This is a genomic window from Xylanibacter oryzae DSM 17970, assembly GCF_000585355.1.
Classification (GTDB): domain Bacteria; phylum Bacteroidota; class Bacteroidia; order Bacteroidales; family Bacteroidaceae; genus Prevotella; species Prevotella oryzae.
Genome location: NZ_KK073873.1, coordinates 60187 through 80660, shown reverse-complemented (window position 1 = coordinate 80660; position 20474 = coordinate 60187). Strand labels below are relative to the sequence as shown.

The following is a 20474-nucleotide window of genomic DNA, read 5'->3' as shown; positions in this document are numbered from 1 at the left end:
ATATGATAATTACTACGGCCAAAAAGGACCAATCCAAAGATATTGCATCACTTATAATGAAAGCGATGAATTATGAATGCTGTAAAAATTTTGCCGGGTCTGATCATACATTAGATGATTTTAATAGAATGATGACAACACTTGTGGAACGTGAAGATTCCCAATACAGTTATCATAATACGATGGTAGCCATTGAGTCGAACAAGATTGTTGGAATTATAGTAAGCTATGATGGGGCTATGCTGCAAGAACTTCGCAAAGCCTTCATAGATGAAGCAAAAAAAGAATTTGGGCTTGACTACAGTGATATGGAAGATGAGACTCAGAAAGGAGAACTATACATAGATTCACTTGCTGTTGCTGAAGATTATCAGCATTTGGGAATAGCAACATCTCTCATTAAAGAGACTATAAAGAAGTCTAAAAGATTAAGAATCAAAAAGACGGGACTTCTTGTTGATATAGGAAACCCTAAAGCAGAAAAACTATATACAACTATTGGATTTAAATACGTAGATAATAAATGCTGGGGTGGTCATAATATGAAACATCTTCAATACTAATATTTTTATTAAAAGAGTTGCGCTTTTGTATAAAAATAAGTATATTTGTGCCCAAAATACTTTTTCATGCACAACCTGAACAGCGCCAAATATATCTTTTTTTGTATATTTTGTTCGTTTTTTTTGCCTATTGGGCTTTATGGGCAGGCTAGCAACTTGCCTGTTTACAATCATCAAGCTCACAAATATACGAAGAATAATCCTCTTGTAGTTGAAGGGTTATGGAGTTTATGGCCACTATCATATATCAATGAAGAAGGTTCTCCTACGGGTATAGATATAGATATCACGAAACATATACTTAACAAACTAAACATTCCTTACGTAATAAGACTAAAGTATAGAGAAGACGTTATAAACGACCTACATAGCGGGAAAGCACAGCTGTCATGGGGAACATCAACACAAGACAATAAAAAATCTTTTATATTCAGCGAACAAAGTATAACATATCTTGTACATGCAGTTGCATACAGAAAAGGAGAAACACATATAACAAATTTCGAAGAGCTTAAAAACGCCAAGGTAATAATTCATAACGGCAGCGGATCTCAAGATATCTTAAGAAAATACGGATGGACCAAGAATGCATTGACTTATGAGGACATGAAAAAGGCCATGTATGATTTAAGTAACAGGAATGCAGACTTTATTGTATGGAATTCTCTTGGACTTGAATATCTTAAAGGTAACTTACATTTTGACAGCATAGAAATAAGAAATATTCAAGGTATGCAGCCATCTGCATATAAATTTATGGGAACAGACTCTGCCTTAATAGCAAAATTGGATTCCGTTTTTGCTAAAGAGCATGCAGATGGTAATCTATCATATATATATGATAAATGGTTCTATAATAATTCAAAACACATTATTCCTAAATGGATAATATTTTCTATTAGTTTTATCGCTTTTATCTTTGTTATACTTCTCATTTTTAACTTCATATACAGAAAAAGGATCAACGACCAAAATAAACGAATAAGCCTTTTGGACGGAAGACTTGCTTTAGCTATTAAATCCGGTAACATAATGTTATGGATATACAATGTAAAAGAAAAAAAGTTTTTACGGATAGATAGCAAAGAGGATATAAAGAATGTAACAGAATTCGACAACTTTACTAAATTTATAAAAGAAAATAAATCAAACAATATGGAGCATAACTTTAATATGCTTATTGACGGTAAAAGAAGTAAATTTCAAGATATAGTTATAATAAGCCCTTCCTATGATTGTAAAATGAAAGTTTATCAAGTTGTTGCTAATGTCCTTGAAAGGAATAAATATGGTAAAGTAACTACTATCATTGGAACGAACAAAGACATTACAGAACACTATCAAAGAGAGGTTGAAGAAAAAGACATCATGTTGAAATACAAGACTATATTCAATTCAGCAATGGTTGCAATATCTTATATAAACAGTGATGGTGTCTATGTTGATGTAAATGAAAGATGGTGTCGATATTTTAATATAAAAAATAAAAAAGAGTTTTTAGACAGTCGCCCAACAATAAAAGAAATTTGGGGAAACAGATATGAATCATTAGAGAGCAAAAATAATTTTTGGGCTGCGACTGCTTTTAATTTACCAGCGGCAGAAGAAACCACATTAAGATATGCTCAGCAACAAAGAAATGTAATAATTGAAAATAGAATGGTAGCTATATATGACAATAATAGTAATTATACGGGATGCTCTTCTAGTTTTATAGACATTACAGATGACGTTAAGTCGTTTAGAGAAGTTGATAATTATGTGGAAAAGACCAGAAATGCAATGAATGATATTAAAATTTATGCTGATAACATAAACCATGTACTTAAAAGCTGTGGAATAAGAATATTCTGGTTGAGTAAAAATGAATATTCATTTAGAATAAGTAACGATGCTAATAACATAGGTAAAGAATTTAGGAAAGATGCATGGATGAATTATTTGACTAATGAAAGTAAAGCTAAAGCAGAAAGTATAATTAAAAAAATAAGAGATGGATTTAATGATATTTTTAGTATAAATATAGAAATATATAGACATAATAAGAATAGTCATTATAATTTTATCGGTTTGCCTGAATTTGAAAATAATGGAAATATTAAGAATTTCTTCGGACTTGCCATTAATATATCAGAATTGGCAGAAGCCCAAAACAATTTGGAAAAGAAAAAGAAAGAGGCTCAAAAAGCCGACGTTCTTAAAAGCGCTTTTCTTAAGAACATGAGCTTTGAGATAAGAACTCCACTACAGGCTGTAGTTGGATTTTCAGAATTGCTATCTGATGTTAAGAATAAAGAAGATGAATCATTCTTCGTTAATGAAATAAAAAGGAACTCAAATCTCCTTCTAAAGATTGTCAATGACGTATTGTTTTTAAGCAAACTAGATGCAGGAATGATTGATGTAAAAAAAGAAAAATGCGATATTTCAATACTTTTCAAACAAAGGTGCTATTTAGCCAAAAAAAAATTGGAAAACGCCAGACTGAATTTCATAGAAGACTGCGATTACAACAAATATTTATTAGAAATTGACTATAGACTTATAACAATCATAATTGATAATTTGTTAGACAACGCCATTAAATATACTAAAGATGGACATATTAGTGCTAAATACAAGTATGAAGAAGGATACCTGATTATCTTTATAGAAGATACAGGATGTGGTATCCCTGAAAAAATGATTGGTAAAATTTTTAATAAATTTGTAAAAACAAGCAATGATGAACGTGGGTCTGGTCTGGGACTTAGTTTCTGTAAAGTGATAGCAGAACTAATGGATGGGAATATACATATCGAAAGTAAAGAAAATTACGGTACCACTGCATGGGTAAGAATACCATGTAGGATTATTCCAATAAAAGAGATGGAAGTTGTATGACAAAAAGCGTTATCATAACTATTATAATATTACTGACATCTATTACAGGTATTTCAGCTAATTCATCCATAGAAGGCCTCCAAAGATTCACGAAAGAGCATCCTATGAAAGTTTTGTGCGACTGGAATTATCCACCTTACGAGTATATTGACGACAATGGACAAGCTGCAGGATTCAATATAGAAGTAACAGACCGCATTTTATCTTTATTAGCAATACCTCATAAGTTTATAATGCAAGAATCAGAAAAACAAGTGAAAATGTACAATCACCAAGATTTTGACTTAGCTATTGACGCAAAACGTTCAGGTTTTGGAGAAAGACTTTACTTTGGCAATATTCCTTTAGGGTATTATAGAATTTGTATATTGCACCTTAGAAACAATAAAATCACGAACAAAGATAAAGATATTACTAATAAATTATTATATACTCAGAAAGGTGATATATCTGAATACGTTTTTCGAAAAAAATTTACTTCATTACACTTAAAAGAAACTAACGATATTCACCTAGCTATGAGGGCTGTAATGCTAGGTAAGGCTGACGGCATAATATGGGTTAAAGAGCCTTCTAAATGGTTAATACACAAATATGGAATGAAAGATCTTGTTTTATCAGAGCTAAATTTGCCTATTCAAGCAATGTTCTTTGTCAGCAAAGACAGCAAGATCGTTAATATAATGGATGAACAGCTAGCTCACATGCAGCAGAATGGAGAAGTCGACTTCTTGCATGCTAAATGGTTTAAACATCAGACATACAAGAAAGACAATTCTGCAATTGTATCATTAGGAATACTAATACTGTCAATGTGTATAGTAATATCTTTAGTTTTTATTCATATTCAACGCAATAAGATAAAGGAGGCAAAGAAACATGCAAGAAATCTATTCAGGATGAGAGCTTTAGCACTAAAGATGGACAGATCAAATATTTTAATAATAAATCCAGATGAAATATACGCAAATAATAAATCATGGAGTATCAAGAGAATTCATCCTGATAATAATGAATTCATAAATAGACTGCACGAAATAGCTTTAGGCAAAAGAGAGACACTTGAAGAGGTTATAAAATATAATATAAGTTATACTACTAAACCACAATGGGAATATTATAGAATAACAGCAATTGCAGAGAAAAGGAAATCTAATAAGATTTCAAAGATTGTTATGACTTGGAAAGATATCACTAATGAAATAACTGAGAGAATACAATATAAAGAGATGTCTGATAAATATATAGCAATTCTAAATTCCGCACTTATCGGACTATCTTTTTACGACAAGGATGGTTTCCTGATAAACTCTAATAAACAAATGTGCAGAATTTTTAAAATAAAGAATCTGGAAGGATATATCGGTAAATATAATATTTTTGAAGGTGAGATAGGTAATTTGCTTAAAGATAAAGACAATAACATATTGCCTCTTTATGCATCATCAAATATAGTAATAAAAGAAAAAGGTCTTGACATCTATGTAGAATTACAAATAGAACCCGTAAAAGACAATGAAGGGAATACCATCTATATAATTGCGGCTATAAAAGATATATCATATGAAAGATATATATATATATCACTTACAGAGAATGCAAATAAGTATAAAAAAGCAGAGATTAGAATGAAAACATATTCGGATATGCTTAGGAATATCCTTGATATGAGTAATACACGAATATGGATATACGATCTAAAAGAACAAACGATTAAATATTCAAAGAATCTTAAACAATACGAGAAGTCAATAACACTTGAAGAATATATCGGTAAACTATCTGATAATAACAAAACAGAAATAACAAAAATATTAAATCAAGAAGACCGTGATAAACCAAAATCAATTAATATAATACAACACTTTAAGCAATGTTTCAACAAGGATGACATTTGGCTAGCTATAAATGGAGTACCAATATACAACTCTGATGGGGTTATTTCAGAATATCGCGGTACAATGCACGATGTTACAGAATTAATGCAAACACAAGACCGACTAAAAATTGAAACAGACAACGCAGAAAGAAGTGAAAAGATGAAGAGTATGTTTCTAGCAAACATGAGTCATGAAATAAGAACCCCACTAAATTCTATTGTAGGATTTTCTGATTTGCTTGAAGGACTAGAAAAGAAAGACAGAAATGATTTCTTACACATAATAAATAATAATTGTGATATGTTGCTTAGATTGATCAATGACATACTTGAACTAAGCGAAATGGATTCAAACACGCAAACACTTTCACCTTCGGATGTAGACTGGGTTGTTGCCTTTAACGATATATGCACATCTCTCAAACAAAGAGTAAAGAATCCTAAAGTCAATTATATAATAGAGAATCCATTCAAAAAGATGAGTCTTCACATTGATGCTGGCAGATTAAACCAAGTTATAACAAACTTCGTAACAAATGCTATTAAATATACAAAAAGTGGATATATAAAGGTAGGATATAAATATATAAATAATGGATTACACATATACTGCGAAGATACTGGTTCAGGTATACCTGATGACAAAAGAGAAAAAATTTTCGAGAGATTTGTGAAATTAAATGATTTTGTACAAGGAACAGGACTTGGACTCTCTATATGTAAGACTATCGCTGAACGCTATAATGGTAAGATAGGGGTTGATTCTACTGTTGGGAAAGGTTCTATATTTTGGATTTGGATACCATGTAATTATGCTAAAAAAGAGTAAATATTTAGTCGCAAACGAACGCGATATGCGTTGGGGACTGATAGTTGAAACTGTCGGTTATGAAGAGATCGCCCCTAATGAGAATTATCCTACTACTGGCCACGCAGACGGATATTATTTCAATGTAGATAAAGGTCGCATACTTAACGAATACCAAATGCTATACACAATAGAAGGTCAAGGTTATTTTATGTCAGATCATTTAAATCAACTTGTTACTCTCAAAGAAGGTGACATCCACTTGCTTTTTCCAGGCGAATGGCATTCTTATTATCCAGACAAAGACACTGGCTGGAAAAGCTATTGGATTGGATTCAAAGGGCAAAATATGGACGTACGACTAAAGGAAAACTTTTTATCGCCGGAAAGACCAATTTACCATGTTGGATATTCTGAAGAGTTAGTACAACTATACCGTTCTGCATATAATGCAGCAATAGAAGAAGCTGCTTATTCACAACAATTACTCGCTGGTATAGTAAACCATATGATAGGGCTAATGTACTCTCTTGAAAGAAATATAATACTCAACAAAAACCAGAGCCATGTTGATATGATAAAAAGAGCACAGTTACGTATACGTGAAGATGTAGAAAAATCTCTTACCATACAGCAACTGGCAGAAGAATTTGGTATAAGTTATTCCACATTTCGTAAGCTTTTTAAAGAATATACAGGTATTAGTCCTGCTTTGTACCAGCAAGATCTAAAACTGCAGCGTGCAAAGGAACTTCTTACATCTACAGACCTGTCTGTCAAAGAGATCGCATACCGCCTAAATTTCGAGACCCCTGATTATTTCTCTTCAAGATTCAAAATTAAAACAGGTAGGAGACCTAGCGAATTGCGATAAACACTCATAATCTCAAAACTTAAAGATTAAAAATCAAAAAACGTGGTTTGGATTGTTGGTGATACTTTATCTTTGCATTATTAAATTTTAATACAACCTGCACTACAAATCATGGGAAAAAATAAAAATTTCTTTGCCGTCGATCTAGGAGCAACTAGCGGCAGAACTATTATCGGCACATTAAGCGACGGACATTTTGAGTCCGAAGAACTTACACGTTTTGATAATAACCTCATTGAGACTGGAGGACATTTCTATTGGGACATATATGCCTTATACAATGAAATAATAAAAGGACTTAAACTTGCCGCTCAACGTAAAATTGACATTGGTAGCATTGGCATTGATACTTGGGGGGTAGACTTTGTATGCATCGGTCAAGACGGCCAAATAATGCGTAATCCTATTGCATATCGAGATCCTCATACTTTTGGCATGATGGAAAAGTACTTTGATGAAAGTCTAAACAAAAATGAAGTCTATAAAATAACAGGTATACAATTTATGAATTTCAACTCGTTATTCCAACTCTATGCTATGAGAAAAAATAACGATTCAGCTCTTGCTGCTGCCAACAAAATTCTATTTATACCTGATGCACTTAGTTATATGCTCACAGGTGAGGAAGTTTGCGAATATACAATAGCCTCAACCAGTCAAATGCTTGACCCAAAGACAAAAGATTTGGATAATAAAATACTAAGCACATTAGGACTTGACCGCAATAAATTTGGAAAGATAGTAAATCCAGGTACAATAATCGGCACTATTACAGAAGAGATTCAAAAGATTACAGGGCTTGGCGCAATACCAGTTGTAGCTGTAGCAGGACACGATACAGGTAGTGCTGTCGCTGCAGTTCCTGCCAAGAATGAGAATTTTGCATATCTAAGTAGCGGCACTTGGAGTCTTATGGGTATTGAGACTAAAGATGCTATTATTAATGACATAAGTTATGAACGTAATTTCACAAACGAAGGTGGTATTGAAGGTACTACACGTTTTCTTAAAAACATTTGTGGAATGTGGCTTTTGGAAAGATGTCGTAATGAATGGACAGATGCACCTAAAACTTATAAAGAATTAATAGATGAAGCAATGGCATCTACTTCATTCCAAAGCATTATAAATCCAGATGATGCTATGTTTGCCAACCCTTCTAACATGCAAAATGCTATCCAAGAATATTGTCGCCTTACCAATCAACATATTCCAACAAGTCATGGCGAATTATGCCGTTGCATCTTTGAGAGCCTTGCTTTAAGATACCGTCAAGTATTTGATTATCTTAAGGATATGGCATCATTCCCTATAAATGTACTACACATTATAGGCGGAGGTTCACTAAATGAGCACCTTGATCAATTTACATCAGACTCTCTTGGAGTTGAAGTCTTAGCAGGGCCACAAGAAGGAACCGCAATTGGCAATATTATGTTACAGGCAAAAGCTGCCGGAATGGTCAAAGACATTTGGGAAATGCGTAAGATTATTGCTGATAGTATAAAGATAAAACATTTTATGCCAAAAGACAAAGAAGAATGGGATGCTGCATACAAACAGTTCCTTGAAATTGTCGACAAAAAAGATAAAATACAAATCAAAAAATAATAATAAAAACCTAAGCAAAATGAAAGAACAATTAATCGTAAAAGCTTACGAAGTAGCTAAAGAACGCTATGCTGCTATTGGTGTTGACACCGACAAAGCGATAAAACAACTAGAGAATACACCTCTGTCACTACATTGCTGGCAAGCTGATGATGTTACAGGTTTTGAAAACCCTGACGGACAGCTTACAGGTGGAATACAAGCTACAGGAAACTATCCAGGCAAAGCTCGCAACATAGAAGAATTGCGTATGGATGTATTAAAAGCTAAATCTTTCATCGCGGGCAACCATCGTCTTAACCTACATGCTTCTTATGGAGAATTTGGAGGACAAAAAGTTGACCGCAACGAAGTTGAACCAAAACATTTCGCAGGATGGATGCAATGGGCAAAAGAAAATAACTTCAAATTAGATTTCAACTCTACATCATTTTCACATCCATTGAGTGGTAGTCTCTCTCTTGCTAATCCTGACGAAAGCATACGCAAGTTCTGGATTGAACATACAAAACGTTGCCGTGCTATCTCTGAAGAGATGGGAAAAGCACAGAACGACCCTTGCATAATGAATGTATGGATACATGATGGTAGCAAAGACCAGACTGTTGAAAAACTACGTTATCGCCAGTTGTTAGAGCAAAGTCTTGATGAAATATTTGCAAAGAAGTATGATAACATGAAAGACTGTATTGAGGCTAAATTGTTCGGTATTGGTCTTGAAAGTTATACAGTTGGTTCTTATGACTTCTATCTAGGTTATGGAGTTAAAAATCAGAAAATAGTAACTCTTGATACAGGACACTTTGTACCAACAGAGAGTGTTGCTGACAAAGTCAGTTCATTACTGCTGTTTGTACCAGAACTTATGCTTCACGTAAGCCGTCCTATCCGTTGGGACTCAGACCATGTAACTATCGTAAACGACGATACACTCGATCTTTTCAAAGAGATTGTACGTGCAGACGCACTTAATAGAGTACACATTGGTCTTGACTACTTTGACGCTTCAATCAATAGAATTGGTGCTTATGTTGTAGGATCTCGCGCTACACAGAAATGTCTGTTGCACGCACTTTTGGAACCAATCCCAACACTTCGCAAATACGAAGATAAGAACAAACTATTTGAACGTCTTGCACTGCTTGAAGAAGATAAATCTATGCCTTGGGGTGCAGTATACGACTACTTCTGCATGAAGAACGGTGTGCCTGTAGGCGAAGACTATATAAAGGAAATTGAGAAATACGAAGCTGACGTACTCAGCAAACGTGCTTAATAATATCACAAGATGGAAGTAATTATCGGTTTGATAATAATCGCCATCGGAAGTTTCTGCCAGTCCAGCTCTTATGTACCTATCAATAAGGTGAAAGAGTGGAGCTGGGAGAGCTTCTGGCTTACACAGGGAATCTTCGCATGGATAGTTTTCCCTTTATTGGGCGCTATGCTTGCTGTACCAGCAGGTAGCTCTCTTGGAGCCATACTCACTGTTGATACTGCCGCAACTGCTAAAGCTTTGTTCTACGGAATACTATGGGGTGTTGGCGGACTAACTTTCGGTTTGTCTATGCGCTATCTCGGTGTAGCTTTAGGACAGAGCATCTCTCTAGGTACATGTGCCGGATTCGGAACACTGTTTCCTGCTATCTTTGCAGGAACAGACCTGTTTCATGGCCAGGGACTGATACTACTCATCGGTGTGTGTATCACACTCGCAGGTATTGCCGTAATAGGATATGCCGGTAGTCTGCGTGCTAAAAACATGACCGATGAAGAGAAGAAAGCAGCCATCAAAGATTTTGCATTGACAAAGGGATTGCTCGTAGCACTGCTTGCCGGTGTTATGAGTGCATGTTTCGCCTTAGGTCTTGATGCAGGTAAGCCATTATCTGTTGCAGGTGTCAACCCTCTATTCGAGACGTTACCGGCAACATTCATGGTAACTCTCGGCGGATTCATTACCAACGCTGTATACTGCTTATACCAAAATGCAAAGAATAAGACATTTGGTGATTACCGCAAAAGTGGCGTATTGATCAATAACATAATGTTCTGTGCTCTTGCCGGCATACTTTGGTACTGTCAATTCTTCGGATTAGGACTTGGTAAGTCGTTCTTCGCTCCCGACAGTGTTATCATGGCTTTTTCCTGGTGCATACTTATGGCACTTAATGTGCTGTTCAGTAATGTATGGGGAATATTGCTCAAAGAATGGAAAGGGTGCAACACTAAGACAATTACTGTATTGACTTTAGGTCTGCTAATACTGATATTCTCTTTGGTATTTCCAAATCTTGATAAAATATAAAGAATATTGCACATAGATATAAGCCACGCTTATCTTAACTTTAGATATGCGTGGCTTTTTATTTTTTTCTACTCGCCTTCATTTAAAAGAAATGTTACTACGTCACTTTTAATCTGTTTATAAGAATTACTACAGTATTTTAAAAGGCACATTCATACATGAATTTTGTAATCCACTTATATTAATTGCTTTATAATATGAATGATGGTTTATTAGCATACATACTTATACATAAGTATATATTATTACCATAATGAAAGGTTTTATGTCAATAAAGACATAAAACAATTCAAAAGCTATGCTTTATAGTAACATTCTCTATGCTTTCGACATAAAAGTAGCCCTAATTTTTGTGCAAAAGCTATGCTTTTACCACTCTAAAGCATAGCTTTTGCAGCATTGGAGCTAAGCTTTGACAGTTTAAAAGCATAGCTCTGTGAATATGATTGAATTTATTATGACTATGACTGAATTCAGTATACATCTTTGTTGTTATACTTACTGGTTTACTATACAAATTATTGAAAGCCTTACTGAAACACTTTACATATACATAAAAACCTTCCTAATTAGCTTAACACAAAGAAAATATTTACGCATTGGCCCAAAATATGTTTCGTTGTTTGCAACGTTAAATAAAAATGCCATATATCAAAATAAAAACTATGTATGATGAATGTATTATTATGTACACTTAGTTGAAAGCTATGTAATTGGTAATAAATATTTTATTGAACATTTTATGTATGATGTTACAATATATGAAAGACTACTGTTTATGTCCGATAACGAACAAAGTGTTCATTATCGGACATAAGTGTTTTTAGCTAACTCTTTCATAATCAGCATTTTGTATTTATGGCATAGCTATTGTCTATCGTTTAGTAGTAAATAATATAATTATGGACAGAGAAATACCAAAAGAAGAAATCAAAAAGCGCCGAAATAAGAGAATAATCCGTGCGGCTGCAATTGTCTTTATCATTTTTACTTGCTTCATCATCGTAGAAAAATGGTTAGGGCAAAGTGTAAACCGTTCGGATTTGATTTTCTCTACAGTAGACCGTGGTACTATTGAGGTCAGTGTAAACGCAAGTGGAAAAGTTGTTCCTATCTTTGAAGAGATTATTAACTCTCCAATAAATTCAAGAATAATTGAAACTTATAAGAAGAGTGGAGATCCGGTAGATGCAGGAACACCAATTCTAAAACTTGATCTGCAATCAGCCGAAACCGATTATAAGAAAGGACAGGATGACGAGCAGATGAGAATATCCAAACTACAACAAATGAAAGTCGATCAGAACACAAAACTTACCGACTTAACTATGCAGATTCGTGTAGCACAAATGAAGTTAAGCAGAATGAGAGTGGAAATGCACAGCGAACGATATCTTGACAGTATTGGAGCTAGTACAAGAGACAACGTACATCAAAAAGAGATGAACTATAATGTTGCCCGCATTGAACTTGAACAACAGAAGAAACAGTTAATAAACGAGCGCCTTTCGTGTGCAGCAGAATATAAAGTACAAAAACTTGATTTAGATATGTTCATAAAGTCGCTTGGAGAGATAAGACGTACACTTGAAGATGCAAAGATACGTGCCCCGCGCAAGGCAATACTAACATACATAAACAATCAGATAGGATCTCAGATAACACAAGGACAACAAGTAGCTGTAATTTCAGATCTAAGCCATTTCAAGATAACCGGAGAAATTGCTGATTCTTATGGCGATAGAATATCTGTTGGAGGAAAAGCCATTGTAAAGATAGGTAATAAAACTATTAATGGAATTATCAGCAGCGTAACTCCTCTATCAAAAAATGGCGTTATAAACTTTACTGTTCAACTTAAGGATGATAAGAACAGTGTTCTTCGCTCCGGTCTGAATACCGATATATATGTCATCAACTCTGTTAAGAGTGATGTTATGCGAATAGCCAACAGCGCATACTATACAGGTCCCGGCGTCTACGATTTGTTTGTTGCCAATAGTAATGGAGAGATAGTAAAACGCAAAGTAAAATTAGGCGAAGCTGGATTTGACTATGTCGAAGTATTAAGTGGACTAAAGCCTGGCGATAAAGTAGTTGTAAGCGATATGAATGACTACAAAGATAAGAATAAATTGAAACTAAAGAACTGATATAGACGTACCATGGTAAAAATATATTCGTCAAGTATTGACACTGATTAAGCAAAATAAAAAATAAACAAGAATAAGAATAATTATGATTACATTAAAAGGTATTAACAAAATCTACCGTACTGACGAGATTGAGACGGTAGCTCTTGAGAATGTGAATCTCGAAGTAGAAAAGGGTGAGTTTCTATCTATAATGGGCCCATCAGGTTGTGGCAAGTCTACCCTGCTTAACATTATGGGATTGCTCGACTTACCTACAAGTGGAACAATAGAGATAGAAGGGATACAGACAGATGGTATGAAAGACAAAGCTCTGGCTGCCTTCCGTAATCAAAAACTAGGTTTCGTATTTCAGTCATTCCATCTTATCAACTCACTCAATGTAATTGATAATGTTGAGATGCCCCTTTTATACCGTAATGTTAGTGCAAAAGAGCGTAGACAAAAAGCAGAAGAAGTGTTGGAGAAAGTTGGACTGACTCACCGCATGCGCCACTTCCCCACCCAACTCAGCGGTGGTCAATGTCAGCGTGTAGCCATCGCACGTGCCATAATAGGTAATCCGGATATTATATTGGCTGATGAACCTACAGGTAATTTGGATTCAAAAATGGGTGCAGAAGTTATGGAACTGCTTCACAAATTGAATAAAGAAGACGGTAGAACTATTGTAATGGTAACTCATAATGAAGATCAGGCAAAACTCACAAGTCGGACTGTCAGATTCTTTGACGGGCGCCAAATTCAGTAGAATAAAGTACAGTAATTTATGAATACGATTATTAAACAAGCAAAAAACCATATTAGGCAACAACCGTTCTTCACGATATTGTCGATTTTAGGTACAGCCGTAAGTATAGCTTTCGCCATGCTTGTTGTGATAAACTACGACATACATATTGGAGACATTACCCCCGAAAGTAATCGAAGTAAAATGGTATATTCAGGTGATGGGTATTCTTTTAAGACAAAAGATCACAGCAATGCTAATCCTGGTATGAGTTATCGCACTGCTAAGATGATATTCAGCAATATAAAAGGTGCATCAATTGTAAGTTACCAGCGCAGTGGAACAAAGTTGTATTGCGGAACTAATAAGAATAAAGGCGAAAGTCATTTCTGTAAGTTTGTCGATCCTGAATTTTGGCAAATGTATGACTTTAAGTTTTTAGCAGGCAAGCCTTTTAATAAAGCAGATTTCCAGGCAAGAGCTAATGTTGTCGTAATAAACGAACATATAGCCAGAGAATTTTATGGTAGCGCCGAAAAATCAATAGGAAAGACATGTTTCTGTGATTTTTCACCGATGAAGATCATTGGAGTAGTAGATAACGTAAGCTCTTTTTTCAATTTTGCATATTCTGAATTATGGATGCCATTCGACCCTACAATAAAAGCATCAGACCCCCTGTATGGAGATGTAACAGCGATGGCTCTCTGCGCTCCAGGTGTTAGCACATCTGATTTGAATGACCAATTACATATTTCACTTAAGCGCTACAATAGTACACTTAACAATTACTCGTTCGAGTTAAAGGACATGTGCCCTATTACAAAATATCAGTTTTTTAAGGGCCATGTCAATACCACAGCTATATTATTCATTATAGCACTTATGTTATTAGTAGTTCCGGCTATAAATATCAGCGGACTGGTATCAAGTCAGATGCACCATCAGATGAGTGAACTAGCCATCCGCCGTTGCTATGGTGCCAGACGTTGGCAGCTTATCATGAGATTTATAAATGAAAATCTTATATTGACATTTATAGGATCAATATTAGGGGTTATTATGTCGTATGCTATGCTATTCATCATAAAAGGCTGGTTATTGTTCTCTGACACATCTCTTCTGAATTATGCAGATTGTAATATATCCACATCAATGATATTACGGCCTACGATACTACTTTGGGTAGTAGGTCTTGCTGTCCTTTTCAACTTTATAAGTGTTTTCATTCCCGTGTGGATAGCAACACGCCGCAATATAATTTCAACCTTAAAAGGAGAATAAGTTATGATAAAAAATATATTAACACAAATATGGAATCAACGTCGCACTAACAGTTGGTTGTTTGCCGAACTTGTCATTGTATTTGTCCTATTATGGTTTTGCGTAGATGTTCTATATGGTCTTGTCTTTGCCCGACTTCAATCTAAGGGATATGATCAAGAGCATGTATACAAGATAACGGTTAAAAGTAGAGAAGACCAATTTGTAAAGATGCAAGATGCCGACAGTGTTTCACATTTCTGGTGGAAACCTTTGTCAGAAGTAATAAAAAGTTTCAAGCAATATCCAGGTGTTGAATCTGTATGTACATCATTTGGTACTGATGCATATTCTAACAACATAATGTTCCAAGGTTATCACGTAGATGGTGATACATCAAATGTGCTTATATCCAATATACGTTATGTTGATGCAGAGTACATGCATACTTTCCGCATTCCGATGCTGCACAGTATACATAAGAATCTAAAAGACGAAGACTGGAATGCTATAAACGATGTAACCCCGGCCATAGTAAGTGCAGAATTAGCCGACAGTTTGTGGGGTACTACAAATGTGATAGGAAAGAGATTCTCAGATTATTATTCGCCAGATTTACATTATAGAGTTATTGCCGTAAGTGTTCCGCAAAAGAATTCTGACTATAATAGGTATGAACCTTATATAATGACACCATACCCCGAAAGAGTTTATAAAATGCAGGCGATACCATCAATCTATATACGTGTAAAAGCAGATGCTGACAATAACGACTTCTCTAATAGATTCATTAAGACCATGTCTGCCAGAATACATATAGCACCATTCTATATTTTTGATATAGAAAGTATGAAATACTATAAGCAGTTAGATGATGCCAGTCAGGGAGTTACCCAAGAGGTAAACAACACAATGCTGATGATGTCGTTTTTCGCATTCAATGTATTTTTAGGATTACTAGGAACCTTCTGGTTTCGTACTAATAGTCGCCGTGGAGAGATTGCAATAAGAATGGCCATGGGTAGCAGCAGAAAGCAAACAGCTGTTCATTTCTTGGCTGAAGGTGTATTATTATTGGCTATTGCATCTTTGCCTGCAGCCATTATTGATCTTAACATATGGAAGGCTGATCTGACAGTCACCATACACGCAGACGCCACCCTCTTTCGACTTATCATTACATTAATAATAACGTTCATGCTAATGGCTATAATCACACTAATAGGCATATGGATTCCTTCAAAAAGAGCTATGCATATACTACCGGCAGAAGCATTACACGAAGAATAAAACAATTACAAATTTGTAGACAATGAAGACAATAATCAAACAAACATACCAGCAGCTAAAAGAGCAGCCACTCATAAGTATTGTGAGTATTGCAGGAACAGCTCTATCGCTATTTCTGATCATGCTTGTTGTTATGATGCAACAAGTTAAGGTAGCACCATTTTCACCAGAAAGCAATCGTGATAGAATGCTACACGTGAAATTCGGATCTGTAAAGACAAAAGATGGAGAGAGTAATGGACCGATGTCTTTATATATGATAAACGCTGTATATAAGAAGATGAAAACGCCTGAGGCAGTTACTATCTATACTTTTTATTCTACACGTCAGCCACTATCTGCAAATGGAAAAAAATCATTTACAGCCGACGTCAAACTTACCGATGCAACTTTTTGGCATGTGTTCGATTTTGAATACATATACGGTAAGCCATACAATGAGGCTGATTTCAAGGCCGGGATATCTTTAGCCGTAATCAGTCGTTCAACAGCAAGACGACTATTCAATACTACAGGGAATGTAGTAGGAAGCACCTTTATGCTACAACATATACCATATAAAGTTGCAGCAGTTGTAAATGACGTTTCTACTCTTGCAACAATGTCATACTCACAAATATGGATACCATATACTACCGATCAAGAAATATGTAATAGTGTTTGGAATAACGTTATGGGTGAGTTCAGCACAACAATATTAATGCATTCTCCTAAGGATGAAGCAAAAGTACACGCTGAAGCCGTAGCTAATGTAAACAAGTTTAATCTCACAATAAAAGACAATGGAATAAAAATATTGAACCGCAATCGCCCTTATAATACAGAAAAGGGAGCAATCAGTTTCGGAGCAAATATAGAACCGGATGTCTCTGCAGCACATCGCACACAACTGATTGTGTTCCTTATCCTTCTAATTGTTCCAGCCATCAACTTGAGTAGCATGACACACAGTCGTCTGCGCCAACGCATATCAGAGATAGGTATACGTAGAGCCTTCGGTTGCACGCAATGGAGCATAGCCAGCCAAATAATCACCGAGAATATGATCGTAACACTATGCGCAGGAGCATTAGGATTGTTAATGAGTATAACTTGCGGATACTGTTTCAATGAATTACTCTTCACGCCTGAAGTTTCGTTTTCATACAACAATCCACCGATTGTGAACACCAGTATACTTATCCACATGTCCACATTTATTTATGCACTTGCATTCTGTTTCGTACTGAATCTTCTTAGCACTGGTATACCGGCATGGCAAGCATGCAAAACCTCAATTATTAATGACTTAAATGGAAGGAGATAAGACGATGAACAAAAAACTATTCAAACAGATACGCAACGAATGGCGTTTCAATATATGGATATTCGTAGAGCTACTGATTGTGAGTGTGGTTATGTGGTTCATAACCGACTACATGTACATACAAGTAAACAACTATATTGAGCCACATGGTTTTGATATATCACATTGTTACCTAATTAATATGGGCAAACTTACGCCTAACAGTCACGAATATAATCCTGCAGACACAACAGACAATGATGATCGTGCAGAACTTCTAAACCGTCTGCGACATCGGCCGGAGATAGAGGCTGTCAGTCTTTCTCAAAACTCTTATCCTTATGATGGGAGTAATAGCAGCTCAATCGTTCGTCATGACACAATAAAGGTAGGCAACTACGACTTTATATTACGCCGACTTGTTACGCCCGACTTTGTACGTGTTTTCCGCTATCAAGGTACGAACGGCGAAACGCCAGAGCAGTTGGCAGATCTTCTCAGTAAAGATAATATACTTTTATCTGACAATTTATTTAACAAACATAAAATGCCATCACTCAGACAACTCGTTGGCAAGGTATTCCATATTAGTGTTGATACAACAAAGAACTACATACTCGGCGCCTCTATCACCCCTGTAAGATATGATGATTTTGAAAGTAATAAATATTCATATACATGCGTTGCCAAACTAGGCAAGGAACACTACAAAGATATGAATGAGCTCTGTGTGAGAGTGCGTGATAATATGGACCACGACTTCATTGAAAATTTATGGCGCGATGCCGACAAACAACTACGGATTGGTAATCTGTATATCAGTGATATACAATCATTCAATAATATCCGTACCTCTTTTGAGAGGGGCAGCATGAATGATGTACGCAATTATACAACAGGAGGAGTATTCCTGATGTTAAACATATTTCTTGGCATCCTTGGTACATTTTGGTTCCGCACGCAGCAAAGACGAGGAGAAATTGCTCTGTTCAAGGCACTTGGAAGTACTAATCACGATGTTTTTCTTCGTCAAATATCCGAGGGACTGATTCTGCTATCCGTAGCTACTTTATTCGCAATAATAATAGACTTTAATCTTGCTTTTACAAATCTTAACACATCTCAGGATGGTACCTATCTTGCACCTATTCGCTTCATTATAACAGTAGTGATTTCTTATCTACTCACTGCACTAATGATAATAGTAGGAACATGGTTCCCTGCACGCAAGGCAATGTCTATTCAGCCTGCAGAAGCTTTACACGAAGAATAGAATAAGTATTTATGATATGAAAAAACTTATATTTCTAATTTCATTTTTTCTTATGCTGATGCAAACAAAGGCAAAGGCAATTGACAATAACATAAAGTTGACACTTCCCGAGGCCATAGCGATGGCTCGTACACAGAGTGTAGATGCAGTGGTAGCGCGTGGTGAATTAAAGTCGGCTTACTGGGCATACCGCACATACCAGGCCGATTTGCTCCCCGAACTATCATTCGATGGCACAGTACCACAATACAATAAGAGCTACAGTTCATATCAACAAGATGATGGATCTTATAAATTCATCCGAAATAACTGGTTTGGCATGAATGGTGCATTAAATGTTAATCAAAATATCTGGCTGACGGGTGGTTCTCTCTCACTTACCACCTCTTTAGATTATATAAAGGCGGACGGCATGAAAAACTTCATGTCTGTCCCCATCAGCCTTACTCTTAATCAACCGATATTCGGAGTAAACGACTCGAAATGGAAGCGTCGCATCGAACCTGTGAAATATCGTGAGGCTAAAGCCGCTTTCATAACAGCCACTGAGGAAGTTACGATGAAGACAATACAATACTTCTTCAATCTGCTACTTGCACATGAGAATGTTAGTATAGCACAACAGAATCTCAAGAATGCTACGCGACTATATGATATAGCCGAAGCAAGAAAAAAGATGGGACAGGTAAGCGAGAGTGATATGCTGCGACTAAAACTCTCGGCCCTCAATGCACAAAGTACATTGACAAGTAATGAGAGCTCGCTTAACAGTAATATGTTTCAGCTTAAAACATTTTTGAACATTAGCGACAGTACATTGGTAGACTTGGTAATACCCGAAAATATGCCTGGAATGACTATCCGTTATGCTGATGTACTGGACAAAGCACTAGAGAATAATTCATTTGCACTAAACATTCGTCGCCGACAGTTGGAGTCTGATTATGCAGTAGCCAAAGCAAAGGGCGATTTGAGAAGTATAAAACTTACAGCATCTGTGGGTTATAGTGGCATAGGCAACGACAAGCTCAGTTATGCGTATAATGCTCTTAAGAATAATACCATCGTTAGTGTAGGTTTCAGCATTCCTATACTTGACTGGGGCAAGCGCCGTGGTGAGGTAAAGGTGGCTGAGAGCAATCGCGAAATAACTGAGAGTAAAATTAGACAGGAGCAGCAGACTTTCAATCAAGACATATTCTTATTGGTGGAACATTTCAATAACCAAAGCAAGCAACTGAACATTGCCACCGAAGCCGACAGCATTGCTCAACGTAGGTACAAGACTAGTATAGAGACGTTTATGATAGGTAAAATAAATACCCTTGACCTGAATGATGCTCAGGTAAATAAAGACGAGTCACGTCAGAAAAACATATCTGAGCTTTTCTATTATTGGTATTATTACTATCAGTTGCGCAGTCTCACCCTATGGGATTTTGCAAAAAATAAAGGTATAGATGCCGACTTTGATGAAATAATTAAACGGTAAGAATAACCCAAATAAATATATTTCTACTTGGAAGTAATCAAATAAAGCAGTATTTTTGCAAT

General features: G+C 35.7%; 14 protein-coding genes. All 14 read left to right on the top strand.

The features are described 5' to 3' along the window. Window positions 1-2: 2 nt before the first annotated feature. The 14 genes from XYLOR_RS00290 (at window position 3) to XYLOR_RS00225 (ending at window position 20412) form a co-directional block, all read left to right on the top strand. On the top strand, window positions 3-563 hold the full coding sequence (locus tag XYLOR_RS00290) for a GNAT family N-acetyltransferase (RefSeq protein ID WP_036875917.1): 561 nt from the start codon (window positions 3-5) through the stop codon (window positions 561-563). A 123-nt stretch (window positions 564-686) separates the two neighbouring features. Continuing rightward, entirely contained in the window at window positions 687-3446 is a 2760-nt protein-coding gene (locus tag XYLOR_RS00285; RefSeq protein ID WP_036875916.1) for an ATP-binding protein, read from the top strand. Further along, on the top strand, window positions 3443-6154 hold the full coding sequence (locus XYLOR_RS13180; RefSeq protein ID WP_051508801.1) for an ATP-binding protein: 2712 nt from the start codon (window positions 3443-3445) through the stop codon (window positions 6152-6154). The genes XYLOR_RS00285 and XYLOR_RS13180 overlap by 4 nt, the downstream gene beginning before the upstream one ends. Further along, window positions 6138-7007 (top strand): AraC family transcriptional regulator, encoded by an 870-nt coding sequence (locus XYLOR_RS00275; RefSeq protein WP_036875915.1) that lies wholly within the window; start codon window positions 6138-6140, stop codon window positions 7005-7007. Before XYLOR_RS13180 ends, XYLOR_RS00275 begins: the two co-directional genes overlap by 17 nt. 111 nt (window positions 7008-7118) lie before the next feature. After that, window positions 7119-8618 (top strand): rhamnulokinase, encoded by a 1500-nt coding sequence (rhaB, locus tag XYLOR_RS00270; protein ID WP_036875912.1) that lies wholly within the window; start codon window positions 7119-7121, stop codon window positions 8616-8618. Window positions 8619-8637: 19 nt separating this feature from the next. Beyond that, a complete protein-coding gene (locus XYLOR_RS00265; protein ID WP_036880398.1) occupies window positions 8638-9894 on the top strand; it encodes an L-rhamnose isomerase in 1257 nt (418 codons plus the stop codon). A gap of 12 nt (window positions 9895-9906) precedes the next feature. Continuing rightward, window positions 9907-10926, top strand: coding sequence for an L-rhamnose/proton symporter RhaT (gene rhaT, locus XYLOR_RS00260; protein WP_036875911.1), 1020 nt, complete (start codon window positions 9907-9909; stop codon window positions 10924-10926). 902 nt (window positions 10927-11828) lie between these two features. After that, window positions 11829-13079 (top strand): efflux RND transporter periplasmic adaptor subunit, encoded by a 1251-nt coding sequence (locus XYLOR_RS00255; RefSeq protein ID WP_036875910.1) that lies wholly within the window; start codon window positions 11829-11831, stop codon window positions 13077-13079. Between the two features lie 85 nt (window positions 13080-13164). Next, on the top strand, window positions 13165-13830 hold the full coding sequence (locus XYLOR_RS00250; RefSeq protein ID WP_036875908.1) for an ABC transporter ATP-binding protein: 666 nt from the start codon (window positions 13165-13167) through the stop codon (window positions 13828-13830). An 18-nt stretch (window positions 13831-13848) separates the two neighbouring features. After that, window positions 13849-15093 (top strand): ABC transporter permease, encoded by a 1245-nt coding sequence (locus XYLOR_RS00245; protein ID WP_084608489.1) that lies wholly within the window; start codon window positions 13849-13851, stop codon window positions 15091-15093. Window positions 15094-15096: 3 nt separating this feature from the next. Continuing rightward, entirely contained in the window at window positions 15097-16362 is a 1266-nt protein-coding gene (locus tag XYLOR_RS00240; RefSeq protein WP_036875906.1) for an FtsX-like permease family protein, read from the top strand. Between the two features lie 22 nt (window positions 16363-16384). Beyond that, complete coding sequence (locus XYLOR_RS00235) at window positions 16385-17668, top strand: ABC transporter permease (RefSeq protein ID WP_036875905.1); 1284 nt, start codon at window positions 16385-16387, stop codon at window positions 17666-17668. Between the two features lie 4 nt (window positions 17669-17672). After that, window positions 17673-18920 (top strand): ABC transporter permease, encoded by a 1248-nt coding sequence (locus tag XYLOR_RS00230; RefSeq protein ID WP_036880390.1) that lies wholly within the window; start codon window positions 17673-17675, stop codon window positions 18918-18920. Between the two features lie 16 nt (window positions 18921-18936). After that, window positions 18937-20412: a TolC family protein gene (locus XYLOR_RS00225; protein ID WP_036875903.1), complete on the top strand. Its 1476-nt coding sequence runs from the start codon at window positions 18937-18939 to the stop codon at window positions 20410-20412. The last annotated feature ends 62 nt before the right edge of the window (window positions 20413-20474 follow it).